The 12,428-nt window shown below is 60.5% G+C and carries 16 protein-coding genes; 9 read left to right on the top strand and 7 right to left on the bottom strand.

What is annotated here, in order from left to right; genetic code table 11:
* Positions 1-132: 132 nt before the first annotated feature.
* Positions 133-1,068 (bottom strand): NmrA family NAD(P)-binding protein, encoded by a 936-nt coding sequence (locus QE432_RS09450; RefSeq protein ID WP_306623973.1) that lies wholly within the window; start codon positions 1,066-1,068, stop codon positions 133-135.
* A gap of 73 nt (positions 1,069-1,141) precedes the next feature.
* Between QE432_RS09450 and QE432_RS09445 the strand changes: the two genes are divergently transcribed.
* The 6 genes from QE432_RS09445 to QE432_RS09420 all read left to right on the top strand — a co-directional run bounded on the left by QE432_RS09445 (position 1,142) and on the right by QE432_RS09420 (position 7,285).
* Positions 1,142-1,966 (top strand): AraC family transcriptional regulator, encoded by an 825-nt coding sequence (locus tag QE432_RS09445; RefSeq protein ID WP_306623971.1) that lies wholly within the window; start codon positions 1,142-1,144, stop codon positions 1,964-1,966.
* A gap of 293 nt (positions 1,967-2,259) precedes the next feature.
* Positions 2,260-2,577 carry a hypothetical protein gene (locus QE432_RS09440; protein WP_112497023.1) on the top strand — a complete coding sequence of 106 codons (318 nt, stop codon included), beginning with the start codon at positions 2,260-2,262 and terminating at the stop codon, positions 2,575-2,577.
* Between the two features lie 328 nt (positions 2,578-2,905).
* Positions 2,906-4,663: a ParB N-terminal domain-containing protein gene (locus tag QE432_RS09435; protein ID WP_306623969.1), complete on the top strand. Its 1,758-nt coding sequence runs from the start codon at positions 2,906-2,908 to the stop codon at positions 4,661-4,663.
* A gap of 133 nt (positions 4,664-4,796) precedes the next feature.
* Complete coding sequence (locus QE432_RS09430) at positions 4,797-5,108, top strand: hypothetical protein (RefSeq protein WP_112497021.1); 312 nt, start codon at positions 4,797-4,799, stop codon at positions 5,106-5,108.
* Between the two features lie 385 nt (positions 5,109-5,493).
* The gene (locus QE432_RS09425; RefSeq protein ID WP_112392083.1) at positions 5,494-6,081 is read left to right on the top strand and encodes a hypothetical protein; all 588 of its coding nucleotides are present in this window, start codon (positions 5,494-5,496) and stop codon (positions 6,079-6,081) included.
* 274 nt (positions 6,082-6,355) lie between these two features.
* Entirely contained in the window at positions 6,356-7,285 is a 930-nt protein-coding gene (locus QE432_RS09420) for an ArdC family protein (RefSeq protein ID WP_112497020.1), read from the top strand.
* Positions 7,286-7,442: 157 nt separating this feature from the next.
* On the opposite strand, the gene QE432_RS09415 is transcribed toward QE432_RS09420, so the two are convergent.
* On the bottom strand, positions 7,443-7,934 hold the full coding sequence (locus tag QE432_RS09415) for a helix-turn-helix domain-containing protein (RefSeq protein ID WP_162705239.1): 492 nt from the start codon (positions 7,932-7,934) through the stop codon (positions 7,443-7,445).
* 924 nt (positions 7,935-8,858) lie between these two features.
* Between QE432_RS09415 and QE432_RS09410 the strand changes: the two genes are divergently transcribed.
* Positions 8,859-9,167, top strand: a complete 309-nt coding sequence (locus tag QE432_RS09410; protein WP_112392071.1) for a DUF736 domain-containing protein — start codon at positions 8,859-8,861, stop codon at positions 9,165-9,167.
* Positions 9,168-9,289: 122 nt separating this feature from the next.
* On the opposite strand, the gene QE432_RS09405 is transcribed toward QE432_RS09410, so the two are convergent.
* Positions 9,290-9,439 (bottom strand): hypothetical protein, encoded by a 150-nt coding sequence (locus tag QE432_RS09405; RefSeq protein ID WP_162716360.1) that lies wholly within the window; start codon positions 9,437-9,439, stop codon positions 9,290-9,292.
* Between the two features lie 46 nt (positions 9,440-9,485).
* Here QE432_RS09405 and QE432_RS09400 point away from each other — a divergent pair, with 46 nt between their 5' ends.
* Positions 9,486-9,656, top strand: a complete 171-nt coding sequence (locus tag QE432_RS09400) for a hypothetical protein (RefSeq protein ID WP_165418274.1) — start codon at positions 9,486-9,488, stop codon at positions 9,654-9,656.
* A gap of 260 nt (positions 9,657-9,916) precedes the next feature.
* A complete protein-coding gene (locus QE432_RS09395; RefSeq protein ID WP_168293341.1) occupies positions 9,917-10,090 on the top strand; it encodes a hypothetical protein in 174 nt (57 codons plus the stop codon).
* Between the two features lie 212 nt (positions 10,091-10,302).
* Here QE432_RS09395 and QE432_RS09390 read toward each other — a convergent pair whose 3' ends face one another.
* The 4 genes from QE432_RS09390 to QE432_RS09375 form a co-directional block, all read right to left on the bottom strand.
* Positions 10,303-10,539: a hypothetical protein gene (locus QE432_RS09390; RefSeq protein WP_306623965.1), complete on the bottom strand. Its 237-nt coding sequence runs from the start codon at positions 10,537-10,539 to the stop codon at positions 10,303-10,305.
* 158 nt (positions 10,540-10,697) lie between these two features.
* On the bottom strand, positions 10,698-11,030 hold the full coding sequence (locus QE432_RS09385) for a WGR domain-containing protein (RefSeq protein ID WP_112497105.1): 333 nt from the start codon (positions 11,028-11,030) through the stop codon (positions 10,698-10,700).
* Between the two features lie 147 nt (positions 11,031-11,177).
* Entirely contained in the window at positions 11,178-11,375 is a 198-nt protein-coding gene (locus tag QE432_RS09380) for a hypothetical protein (protein ID WP_112497104.1), read from the bottom strand.
* 15 nt (positions 11,376-11,390) lie between these two features.
* On the bottom strand, positions 11,391-12,428 hold a 1,038-nt coding region (locus QE432_RS09375), incomplete at its 5' end, for a type IV secretory system conjugative DNA transfer family protein (RefSeq protein WP_306623963.1).

Here is a 12,428-nt window from a genome sequence, read left to right as displayed (position 1 = left end):
GATGCACATGGCGGTCACCTCCCAGTTCCGTCGCAGCAGCTGTTCCCCTCTGGAGGTTAGATCTCCACACTTCATGGGCCGCGGTTTCTCGCAGGCCCATTTTTTTGTTCTTCGTCGAGATCTAACGCAGCATTATCTTTGCGAGCTCCACGTCAGGAAGGTCTCCGGTTTGAGGCCTTCCGTCCTCGCCTTCTCGATCAGCGGTCTGAGGCTGTCCTTGACGAAGTCTCCCATTGTGGTGGTCAGCGCCGGACGATAATCGTGGAACTTGACCCGCCCATCGTTAAGAGCCGCCGCGGTATTCTTGTCATAGACCCAGCGATCGAGCGTTCCGAACTTCTCCCGGAATACCGTTTCGACCTCGGGATCGCTCGGATCGACGAAGCGGTAATCCACCTCTCTGCCGAGCGCTCGGCCGATAATCGCGGCGATCTCGGTCATCGTGTAATCGATGCCCAGTTGCTTTATGGATCGGTGCTCGTCAGTCGGCGTGTCAAACTCCTTTGCCGCGAAATCCGCGAGGTCATGAATGGAAACCCAAGGCGCTTTAACATCGGGGGCAAGTGTAAAGCCGATCCTGTCGTGCCGCGCGATCGCGTCGCTCCACCTGGACAGGTCCTCCATGAACCAGCCACCCTGCAGGTGCACCAGATTGATGTCGCGTAACCGGTTGAGGATCTGGTCCAGGATATGGAAGCCCTGAAAATGGCCGGTATTTCCGCTGAGCTCGGATCCCATTGCGGTCAGGCTCACGGCAAGCTTCACCGGCGAATCCCGAAGCGCGTCGAAAAACCGAAGCGCGACCGCAGGGTAGTGCCCATGAAAATCCTCCGCCGCCCAAAGGGTTTTGACCATCAGGAACGCCGCGTCGGCGTCTTCAAAGAAACCGGAAAGGTCGCCATCGCCCATGTCGAAGCTACCGAGAAACGGTTCTGCTCCTTTCGCGACAAGTGCTTCGAGTGCGGGCCCTCCTCTCGAAAGAGCTTTGACTGAATGGCCTTTGGCCAAGAGGTTCTCGGTCAGTCTGGCGCCGATCCTGCCGGTCGCCCCAACCACGGCAATGCGCATGGCTCATCTCCTACAGTTTGCTGAGCCGATTCTTACAGGATTGCCTCGTGGGCAAAAGTGGAGATAATGCCATATGATCTCGAAATCAGGCCAACCGTTGATGAAGCCAACCTGCAGCACTGCCATAGATCTGAGCCTCTCGCATGGGCCGGCGATGGCGTTCAGAGTGGACTTCGCCGATTATGAAGCCGAGGGGCATCAGCATCAGCACCCGCAGGGTCAACTGATCCTGGCGCTCCATGGCGCGGTGACATGCACAGCGAAAAGCGGGGTCTGGGTCGTTCCACCCGACTGTGGGCTTTGGGTACCCGGCGGCGTTCCGCACAGCAATCAGGTCACATCCAATGCTCGACTGACATACTTGTTTGTCGAGCCTGGCGCGGCGGAGCTTCCGGATGAGTGCTGCACGCTTTCGGTATCGCCAATGCTTCGGGAAATGATCCACCGGATAGCGGACTTATCGGAGAGGGACGCGCCCGACGCTCATGTCGATCGCCTCATGCGGGTCATGCTCGATGAGCTCGCCCTGATGCCGCGGGAGAGGCTGGAGCTACCTGTATCCGACCATCCAAAGATTGCCTTGATCGCTGCGGCGCTTTTGGCAAACCCGAGCGACCGGCGCACGCTCGGCGAATGGGCCGAGCATGTCGCCATCAGTGAGCGAACGTTGAAGCGGCTTATGGTCCAAGAGACGGGATTGAGCTTTGGCCGTTGGCGGCGTCAGCTACATCTGGTCATTGCCCTGCGGCAACTTGCCGGCGGTGCGACAGTCCAACAGGTAGCAGGCGACTTAGGGTACGATTCCACCACGGCTTTCATCGTCATGTTCAAGAAGGCACTTGGGACCACGCCATCGCGGTACTTTGCCGATCGGCTCTTGAGCGCCGAGCGCGCGTGACGCGTTGCCCATCCGAAGTCTCGGCGGCTCTGGCTCAACGATCGGCTCTGACCCCAGATCACGACTTGAAATTGCTCTTCGTCAACAATATCTGAGCATCACTTCCCGATGAGACGATGTCCTGCTCGCTGCAATCGCCGCAGCGTTTGACATTGTCCCGGGATACAGAAGAAGGCGCTCCCCTCACGGGTCGAGCGCCTTTTTATTTCGGAGGCGACCGCAAATCCGGTACTGCATCTTGACCGCACCCGCTTGGCGGATGAGATCTGCACTCAAACATCGCGTGGGAACACATGCCGTTTTTTCTCGTGACGCAGACATCGCTTGTCGAAGCTCAAGACGAGCAGGAGGCCGCCCAAACGGGCGTCGACCGCCTCCGTTCCGGAGGACAGGTCACTGTCGCGGTTAAATCGGATGAGACAACGGTCACGCACGTCGTTGTCGCCGCACTGGTCGAACAGCCGCTTCCGGTCTCACCTTCCGAAACCATCAATCCATCGCCTTCTACCGTTGCTATCCATAAAGCTGCTTCTGCCGCACCGGAAAGCAGGAAAGTCATCTTGAAGCGTATGATGGCTGACGCGCTGGCCCTTCTTGGGGGGCGAGCTTAGGTGATCCTCGCGACGTACGGCTGCTGCCGCATCCAATTATCTTCGCGCCAAGCTTCGAATTGATAAGTGAGAACTGAAAAGAGGGAGGGATGAACCCGTCGCAGATCGGTCCTCCTGCCGACGCTGTCGCTCAACCGCCGCCTGCGCCATCCCGGCCGCTTGTTCTTCGCAGGGCTGGCAGCCCCGCTTGAACTTCCCAGCAGGGATGCTCGGCCGCAGTTGCCGCAGTCCGGCCGCTCGGCGGTCCGGGAGGTGTCTTCGAGAAAAGATGAAGACAGGAAGGGCTGGCAAGGCGCCGGCCCGGAACTCTCCCGAAAGGAAAGACATCATGCAGATCATGAAGGTTGACCCGCGTGCACTGAAGGAAAACCCTGACCGGATGCGTCAGTCGAAGTCGTCGCCGCAGGCCGATGCGTTGATGTTGGCGACGATCAAGGCCGTCGGCATCGTCCAGCCGCCGGTTGTTGCCCCCGAAACCGATGGCGGGAATGGCTATATCATCGACGCCGGACATCGTCGCGTGCGACTGGCCATCGCCGCCGGCCTGGAAGAGATCGAAATTCTTGTCGTGGATGCCGCCAACGACAATGGCGCCATGCGCTCGATGGTCGAAAACTCGGTTCGCGAAGCGCTCAACCCCGTGGATCAGTGGCGGGGCATCGAGCGTCTCGTTGCGCTCGGTTGGACCGAGGAAGCGATTGCGGTCGCCCTCGCGCTTCCCGTCCGCCAGATCCGCAAGCTGCGACTGCTTGCCAATGTCCTGCCGGCCATGCTTGAACAGATGGCGCTGGGCGACGTGCCGTCTGAGCAGCAGCTGCGGATCATCGCCGCCGCCGGTCAGATCGACCAGAAGGAAGTCTGGAAAGCGCACAAGCCGAAGAAGGGCGACACCGCTCCGTGGTGGCAGATCGCCAATGCGCTCACGAAGAAGCGTATGTATGCCCGGGACGCGAGCTTCGGTGACGATCTGGCTCAAGCCTACGGGATCGAGTGGGTCGAAGACCTCTTCGCGCCAGCCGACCAGGACGGTCGCTACACAACCAATGTCGAAGGCTTTCTCGGCGCCCAGCATGAGTGGATGACCGCCAACCTTCCCAAGCGTGGCGCCATCGTCGAGGTCAATAGCTGGGGCCAGCCGGAGCTGCCGAAGAAGGCGGCGCAAGTCTACGGCAAGCCCTCCAAGTCCGACCACACGGCGCTCTATCTTGATCGCGATGGCAAGGTTCAGACGGTCCATTACCGTATGCCCGAGGCGGCCAAGCCGAAGAGCGCCGGTCGAGACGGATCCACGGCGGACGGCGATGATGGCGACGCGATTGCCTCCCCGAAGGTTCGACCCGACGTGACCCAGAAGGGTCATGACATGATCGGGGATTTCCGCACCGACGCGCTGCATGATGCGCTCGGCCGGACGCCGATCGAGGATGACATGCTGATGGCTCTTATGGTGCTCGCCTTCGCCGGGCAAAACGTCCGCGTCGATTCCGGTGCAGATGGGACGTTTTACGGCGGCAAGCGCTTTTCGCGCCATGCCGTCGCCCTGTTCGGTGAGCATGGCAAGCTCGCCTTCGATCAGGACACGCTTAGGGTCGCCGTTCGCTCGGTGCTGATCGACGTTCTGTCGTGCCGCCGCGGCATGTCGAACAGCGGTATGGTCTCACGCATCGCCGGCGAGGCTATCGGCGCCGACGAATACCTGCCGAACATGGGTTCGGAGGAGTTCCTCCTATGCCTGTCCCGCCAGGCACTGGAAGCATCGTGCGCCGAGGCATCCGTGCAGCCTCGGCCCAAGGTTCGTGAAACCCGTGCAGCGCTCGTCGAGCATTTCGCGAACGAGCACTTCGTCCATGCTTCGGCGCGCTTCGCACTACCAGCAGACGAGTTGCTCGACTGGATCCGGGCGAGTTCTAGGACGGATGTCATCGGCGCGGCCTCGCAGGACGACGGTGGCGATCATGTTGACGACCCAGCCGAGGATCAGGAAGGGCACTTCGACGGGGCTGCGGATCAGGACGATCTGGAGGATGCAGATCTTTCGGACCACGAAGAGGACGACGCCGGCTTCGATCAGAGGGACGCAGCGTGACCGCCGTCTCCCAGTCGGACATGGCAGCACCCACCCCCGAAATTTCGGGGGTGGAGTTTGCCACCAGTGCGGACGGCTTGTCCGGCGACAGACCGTCCTCCTTCATCGGCCGCCGACGACCGGGGGATGGGCGATGATCAATGTCCGCGCTTCGAAACCACTGGCAAAAGCAATCGTCGACCGGCGAGAGATCCAGCGGCATCTGGAATGTCTCACCCGGCAAATTACAGCGCGCGCGGGAAGGCAGACGACGACGGTGAAAGCCCGGAGCCGAGCGCGTCGCCGATCGGGTCGTCATACTTGCCATCAGGAGCTCGTCGACCGCCTCACCTTCGAGCGTTGGGTCGAACTCGACATGATCCACCGCAGGCTGGCGATGCAAGAGAGTGTCATCGGTGAACTGCAGCATCGCAACGATCGACCTTTGCATCGTCCGGCGACATAGGCAGACCCGGAAACGTAGCCGCTGGTGCTGAACTTGCCCGGCTTCGATGTCGTCCGCGTGGCGGGTTTGGCCGCGTCTGTTCCTTCCCGCTAGAGCCAGAAATCGGGCCGTGCTGGACTGCCCTTCTTGTTCGCTGCGGTCTGAACCGGCGGCCGGGCGTTTCAAGGCCGCTGTCGCGCCGCGTGGCGGCCGACCCAGCCTCCCTGCGCGAGGGCAGGCTCGCGGTCCCATGCAGGTCAAAACCTGCTGGCCCGCCAACCTGCCCTGCTGGTTCAGCCGGATCGGACCTGTGAAGCCGCCCGTCCTTTGCCGGTTCTGGTCGTCCGCATCGAAGGGCAGACCGGCACGGGCCGGAACCGCTTCGGCAGCCAAGGAAGGAACAGACATGGCCAAGCCATCAACTCATAACCGCTCCAACGCACGGATTGCGCAACTTCGCAAAGTAGCAACCCTCGAAATGGTCCGCCTCTCCTGCCCAGACACCGCCCAGGCACTCAAGATCGCCGAAAGCTTCGGCACCACTGTTGTCGATAGCGATGGCATCCGCAGCCTGCATGAGCGGCTGATCGTCGAGACCGCCGACAGCCTGTCCGAGGGGCTCGGCGAGAAGGCCATGCAAATCCATCTGCAGCGTATCGTCGGGGCCTTCGTCGGATCGGCGCATGGCGCCGGGCAGTTCTACTCGCGCGCCGTCACCGAGGCGCGCGACGCAACGGCCAAGGCATCCAACGATGCCCGCGACGAGGATCTCGACGGTCCGGTCGGCTATGACAGCGCGGCCCAGCGAAAGCGAGAATTCGCGGCTGACATGGGTATCCAGTCCCATGCGCTGCGCATGGCAGCCGAGGGCGCGGTGGCGTCTTACGAACAGGTCGTCGGCGAGAGCTGGAAACCATTCGACCGGCCGGTCGAAAACCCGGGCGCATCGCTCGACCGCAAAGCGGCGGAAGTTCAGATGGCTGCATTCGGATAACTCATTTGGCGGGGTTGCACCCCGCCTTCTTTTCCTGGTCCAAGGCCGGTGCTTACAGCGCCGGCCTTTTCTCATGCCGAAAAGGAAAACTGGAGACGCGCCTATCGCGGCCCGTCCCGCTCGGCGGTCCTGCAGGAGCCGGGTGTCCATGCAACGGCCTTGCCGTCCTCCACGCTGTTGCGGCCTTCGGTGCATGGCCACACCATCGGCCCCTGACTTCGGACCTCCGTGACGGACCGCGATAGGCGCTGTCCTGAGAATGGAGAAAGAAGTCATGAGCAGGAAAACGGATACCGATCGCGTCGACATCTATGCGCGGATCACCGATCGAATTGTCGAGGATCTCGAACAGGGCGTGCGTCCCTGGATGAAGCCATGGAGCGCCGCCAACACCAATGGTCGCATCAGCCGGCCGGTGCGCCACAATGGCCTTCCCTACTCGGGCATGAACGTGCTTCTTTTGTGGTCTGAGCAGATGTCGCGCGGCTTCGTCTCGTCGATGTGGATGACCTTCAAGCAGGCGCTCGAACTGGGCGGGGCCGTGCGCAAGGGCGAGACCGGCTCGACCGTCGTCTTCGCCAGCCGTTTCACCAAGTCCGAAGCCGACGGAAACGGCAACGAAGTCGATCGGGAGATCCCGTTCCTGAAGGCGTATTCGGTGTTCAACGTGGAGCAGATCGAGGGTTTGCCCGATGGCTACTATGCGCCGCCGGCCAAGGTCCTTGATCCGATCGACCCGATCAAGAGTGCCGATCGCTTTTTCCGCAATACCGGCGCAGTCATCCGGCACGGCGGCAATCAAGCCTACTATTCGCCGGTCATGGACTATATCCAGATGCCGCCCTTCGAGGCGTTTCGCGATGCTGCCGGGTACGCGGCCGTCCTCAGTCATGAGGCGACGCACTGGACAGCGGCAGCGCATCGCGTCGGACGTGACCTGTCCCGCTATGCCAAGGACCGGACGGAGCGCGCGCGGGAAGAACTTATTGCCGAACTCGGCAGTTGCTTCCTGTGCGCTGACTTCGGTATCGCGCCGGAGCTTGAGCCGAGGCCGGATCATGCATCGTATCTGCAGTCGTGGCTATCGGTGCTGGCAAACGATAAGCGGGCAATTTTCCAGGCGGCAGCGCACGCGCAGCGCGCTGTTGCCTATCTTCACGGGCTTCAGAGGGGTGAAACGATTTCGGATAAGGTTGCAGCTTGAGCGCGGCAGCGCATCCGGACTTGTCGAGGGGCCGCCTGGTCGGCCCTTCCCGAGGCTTCAGCGCGATCGAAGCTGTAAAATCGCGACCAAGAGCGCGGCGACCGCTACGGCAAGCGAGATGTATTCATAAAGACCAACACTCATCTCTGTGCACCCCTCAAGCTGCAGTCTGCGTGCGTTTGCGCGCACCGGGTCGGACAGCCTTTCGCTTCGCCTGGTTGGCCTCTTCCTTCGCCTTGGCCATGTCCAGAGAAATTGCTTTGATTCGCTCGACCAAGGGCGAGAGATCGTACTCGTTCGATACCCGTCGGCCATTGTTGAAACGGTTGACCCGCTTCAACAAGCCCTCTTCCTCGAGCCTGGCAATCGAGCGCTGAACGGTCTTGGGAGTGACGGCGAGCCGCTCGGCAATGCGTGCTTTTTTCGGCCAAGGCATTTCGTCGGGCCGCCACCAATGCTCAATCAGGTGGATCAGCACGGCAAGATCCGTGGCATTGATCTTCAGACGCGCCTGGCCCTGAAGCAAGGCCTTCGGCAGGACGGTGTATCCCACGTCGATCGCCTCTTTGCCCCACTTCTTGATCAGGACCTTATCGTCCTTCTTGCCGGTATCCTCATTGGCCGGCTTATTTTCAACTTCTTCGGTCACATTGGCCTCCTTGTGGCTTGTTTGTGACCTGTATTTCGGGCATAAATGACTGGAAATAAAGGGCAAGGCCCCTGATCACGTATGGACATATGGGGGCATACGTATGGACATTCAAGACCCGTCGCGGTGTGGGCTGTGATGTCCACTGAAGTAGTAAGCAATCGTGATATAGGATCAGCGGAAGCAGGATGCTGGAGTATAACCAGGCGTCATGGACAAATTTGTCCATACAAACTGGCCCATTTTTCCCTGCCGTAGGGCCTTGGTGCTGCAATCAACGAGCTTTTGAAGCAATTTCGGTCTAAGTGACCACCTGTTCGATAAGACCGGATAGGCGTTCCGGTCGAAGCGTGCCCCTGCTGGGCATCGACAGCGGCTTCGGCACTTTCGACTGGGGTCGATACCGTCACGAAAGAGACGGCCTGGACATTAATCCCAACAGCTCCGGCTAAAACCTTGCCGGTGCCCAGAACGTCGAGAAATTCAGCGTGTGGGAACGCGATACCGTGGAAACGTTCCTTCGAGATCCCCATTGTAACGACAAGTTTCGAGTGGCTGATAGGGCGGGATACCTCGGGAGGAAGCGCGACGTTTCGAATGCCATTGCCATATCCCTTCCGGTCAGAGTTTTCGGCGACCCGTCTGCGGGCTCGATGAGGCATGTCTGACCGGAGACCGGCTGCGCCTCGATCGTCTTCCCGCAACGGCAGCCTCAGATTTCTTACCCCGGAAGGCTGCACCTTCCTCCTCGCCCACTAACAAATCTGCGACTTGCCGCCCTCCATTTCATTGCGGCCCAATGCCACCCCAGCGCGCAGGCGCGCCGGGGACCCCGGCTGGGTGCGGTCCGATCGTCACCGGTCTGTTCGACAGCCATCGAGACCGCGATGGGCGCGGCCCGAACTTGAGAAAAGGAATACGACAATGGCAACCATCGGCACCTTCACCTCCACCGAAAACGGCTTCACCGGCTCCATCCGCACTCTCGCACTCAACGTCAAGGCCCGCATCGTCCGGGTCGAGAACTCCTCCGACAAGGGCCCACAGTTCCGCGTCTACGCAGGGAGCGTCGAACTGGGCGCCGCCTGGCAGAAGACCTCGGGCGAGGGCCGCGACTACCTCTCGGTCAAGCTTGACGATCCGAGCTTCCCGGCCCCCATCTACGCAACGCTCGCCGAGGTCGAAGGCGAAGATGGCCTCCAGCTCATCTGGTCTCGCCCGAACCGGGACTGATTGACATCACAAGGCTCCGCCACCGGCGGAGCCTTCTCCTCTAACCGAGATTTCAAGCCGGACCACGCATCGAGCGAGGTCCGGCTTTTTTGGGTGCCATACGGAGAGGAGGAAAAACCTGCTCAGTATCCGATGATGATGCCGACGGGATTGCCGACGTCAAGGATGAGCGGTGCCCCCAATTTCGAATTGGCAGCAGAGCCGCCAACACGAAATCGGCTCCCCCACTCCCCGGCGCTGCCGGTCGCTTCAGCGATCCCTGACATCGTCATTCCCTTTCCGGCGCCGCTGATCGTCTTTCACATAGGAGATCAGACAATGACCTACGAAATCGAATGCCAGATCGAAGAACTTCGTGCGGAATTGCGTAATGCTTTGGAGCCTTGCGAGCGCCGCCAGATCGAAGCCGAGCTCGATCTCGCACAGGCCGAACTGACGGTCGCGATAGCCGAGCTGGACGGCCGCGTCGATGCGGAGCCACCGTTCTGAGGGGCGGCGTCAAACCGCGTCTTCATCACACGCTGTCGCAGATCTCATGTCGATCCCATTTCATTGACATCAGGGATAGTGCGTCCCGAGCGTCTGGCTGCAACCTGATAACGCCAGAATTTTCCCCGCCTCCGGCTCCTCGCGGACCAAAATTCAGTCGCCATCAGGTCCTCCGCTCCACTTCAGCCCTGCGGGTGCAGCCCTCCTTCTCGGTCCGCCCATCATCCCCGCAATGAAGCGCAATCAACCGGAGATCCATGATGCAACAGCTCGCAAAATTCCTTACCGCCACCGGCCGCCGTCTTCGCACCCTCGGAAAGATTGTCTGTCACCTTTTCCGCAAGGGAAAGCTCGGTCTGAAGATCGCTATCAAGATCCCGTTTTTCGCAGACGTCGAGTTCAATATCGAGACCGAATGGGAACGGCGCCAGTGAGCGCCGACCGGCTCGGCCTTAACCGGCCGAGCCGTCTAGCACCAGTGTTCCCGACGGCCTGTCCAGGTCTGGGCCAGTCCTTCCGAGACCAGGATATCGCCGAGGCTATGGCCATTTCGCACGAGAACCCGAAGTGCTCGGCCATAGCGATCCGTGTCGCGACCGGGCCATGCTCGAATTTCGAATGGACCGACCTTGGTTGACGAGTTCGATCAATCGCTCGGTCGCTCGGTTTCCCAGAGCAAGTTCCGAGGGGCATTGGGGTCGCTGATCTCAGGTGCGTCTATGTCGGCAATTCGGACTTTCGTGCCATCGATCCACAGCGTATCACCATCAACGACGCAGGCGGTCCGATGGCCGCCGGTGCATTTCCCGAACATTGTCGCAGCTATATTCGGTGCGGCCAGTGTCATCGACGCAGCACTGGCCGCGAGGGCGATCGTGAACATGGTGCGGAGCACTATGCCGCGCATAGTGAGGTTGCGCCGCCCTCTCTTTTTCCGGAAGAAAAGCCGGAGACCATGCGAATATGCCAAACGTCGAATGCTCCTGTTTATCGTGGTCGATGTGTGGATGTTAGCCAGTGTCTGCGAGAGATCTCCGACCTTCAATGACGGGCTGCCGAACGGGTGACCCGGTATCCGCGGGTTCGCTTGCGGCGGAGAAGATCCAGGAAGGTAGTGACCGCATCTTGCTCTCTGGCAAAATGCTGGGTCTTCATCTGGCCCTGGGCTCCAATCCGGCCCCATCGGCGTGTCAGGCAGATTTCGCCGAACAGGTTGGGCTCGATCGTCATGGCGTAGAAGCGGGCCATGTTGCGCGCTTCGTCCGTGCGTTCCACATAGAGCTGATAGGGTTGAGTGAGCATGGCAGCATAATCGCTCGGCCGCCAATTTTCGTCCAACGAGAGATATGAATCGATGGGGTCTGACCGATTCATTTTCGTGAAGTTCCGTTGAAATCTCGGAGCGGGCCGCCTGCGGCGTTCAGCTCTATCCGCCAGGCGAACGAAGCGCTGTGGTCTTCGCCCATTCGGGTCACGATCTTCCCGCGAACACCGCGAGCCATCAGCGTAAACGAACGCCGATCAATATCCGAGGAAGCCGAGGATGTCGCCGCCATAGAACTCTCCGTAGTCGTCGGGAAGGCCAATGACTTCCCCACTGTCCTTGTCGATCAGCGCGCCGTCGGCTTCGCGTACCACCGCCGTGATGCCATGCTTGCGGCATTCATCGATCGCCTCGGCCACTGTCACCTGTGCTTCGCATGCTTCCCAATATCTCACCGTTGGGTCCTCGATCTATCGCACAGCCGGGTCATGCGTGCCGGAAGAGTTTTTGTGAAAGCGGTTCTCTCCGACACAGGCCTTCATGTCCTCGCGGCGGAACCAGACGGCGCGCCCGCATCGCAGCGGTGCGTTCCCCGAGGTGAAGACGATCTGTTCGTCGCCGCGCATGCGCAGCACCTCATGCGGAAGGATCAACGGCCGGCGGTTGAGTTGCTTCGACCTCGACCGTGACGATCCCTTCATTCCGGACGAGCGATTGGTCTGGTCGACCTCGACCGTGGTGTCGCCACATCGCTTCGAGATGTAGTCGGCCGTATCGGGATCGTTGATCGCCGCGAACGAAATCCACGACGCGGATTCGAACCATTTGCTCGTCGCATCACGCCCGCCATAAGCCTCGCGCATCTGGCCGAGCGACTGGAAGATCATCGTCAGCGTGATGCCGTATTTGCGGCCTGCATCGCGCGCGGTTTCGAGGATGCGCAGATAGCCAAGACGAGCCACCTCGTCGAGTAGGAAGAGTGTGCGATCCTTCACGTCGCCTTTGCGGTTATAGATCGCGTTCAGCAGCGAGCCGATGACGACGCGCGCGAAGCCCGGATGGGCTTCCAGCACTTTCAGATCGAGCGCGATGAAGATGTCCGTCTCGCCGTTTGCGAGATCGTCGGTCGAGAAACTGTCGCCGGAGACCAGACCGGCATAGTTGGGATAGGACAGCCAGTGTGTTTCCTTGACTGCATTGGCATAGACACCGGAAAATGTCTCCGGCGTCATGTTGACGAAGACGGAGACATTCTCCTTCACGAAATCGGAATCCGACCCTTCATAGATCTTCGTCAAACGTGCTCGAAGTTTTGGCTCGGGTTCGGACAGGTTGGCGCGGACCTGGCGCAAAGTCTGGTCTTTTTCATCGGTGTGTCCTGACAGGCAGACGTCGGCGATCAAAGCCGTCAGGAGTTGCATCGCCGAGGCTCTAAAGAAGTCGTCGCGGGCAGATGCCGTGCGCGCATTGTCGGTCATGATCCACGTCGCAACGGCGACGATATCCTC

This window comes from Agrobacterium sp. SORGH_AS_0745 (genome assembly GCF_030818995.1).
Lineage (GTDB): Bacteria > Pseudomonadota > Alphaproteobacteria > Rhizobiales > Rhizobiaceae > Agrobacterium > Agrobacterium tumefaciens.
This window is presented reverse-complemented; position numbering and strand designations above follow the sequence as displayed.

Excerpts from the sequence above, each read along its gene's own strand:
- QE432_RS09450 (WP_306623973.1), bottom strand. The coding sequence starts at position 1,068 with ATGCGCATTGCCGTGGTTGGGGCGACCGGCAGGATCGGCGCCAGACTG.
- QE432_RS09445 (WP_306623971.1), top strand. The coding sequence starts at position 1,142 with ATGATCTCGAAATCAGGCCAACCGTTGATGAAGCCAACCTGCAGCACT.
- QE432_RS09440 (WP_112497023.1), top strand. The coding sequence starts at position 2,260 with ATGCCGTTTTTTCTCGTGACGCAGACATCGCTTGTCGAAGCTCAAGAC.
- QE432_RS09435 (WP_306623969.1), top strand. The coding sequence starts at position 2,906 with ATGCAGATCATGAAGGTTGACCCGCGTGCACTGAAGGAAAACCCTGAC.
- QE432_RS09430 (WP_112497021.1), top strand. The coding sequence starts at position 4,797 with ATGATCAATGTCCGCGCTTCGAAACCACTGGCAAAAGCAATCGTCGAC.
- QE432_RS09425 (WP_112392083.1), top strand. The coding sequence starts at position 5,494 with ATGGCCAAGCCATCAACTCATAACCGCTCCAACGCACGGATTGCGCAA.
- QE432_RS09420 (WP_112497020.1), top strand. The coding sequence starts at position 6,356 with ATGAGCAGGAAAACGGATACCGATCGCGTCGACATCTATGCGCGGATC.
- QE432_RS09410 (WP_112392071.1), top strand. The coding sequence starts at position 8,859 with ATGGCAACCATCGGCACCTTCACCTCCACCGAAAACGGCTTCACCGGC.
- QE432_RS09405 (WP_162716360.1), bottom strand. The coding sequence starts at position 9,439 with ATGACGATGTCAGGGATCGCTGAAGCGACCGGCAGCGCCGGGGAGTGG.
- QE432_RS09400 (WP_165418274.1), top strand. The coding sequence starts at position 9,486 with ATGACCTACGAAATCGAATGCCAGATCGAAGAACTTCGTGCGGAATTG.
- QE432_RS09395 (WP_168293341.1), top strand. The coding sequence starts at position 9,917 with ATGCAACAGCTCGCAAAATTCCTTACCGCCACCGGCCGCCGTCTTCGC.
- QE432_RS09390 (WP_306623965.1), bottom strand. The coding sequence starts at position 10,539 with ATGTTCACGATCGCCCTCGCGGCCAGTGCTGCGTCGATGACACTGGCC.
- QE432_RS09385 (WP_112497105.1), bottom strand. The coding sequence starts at position 11,030 with ATGAATCGGTCAGACCCCATCGATTCATATCTCTCGTTGGACGAAAAT.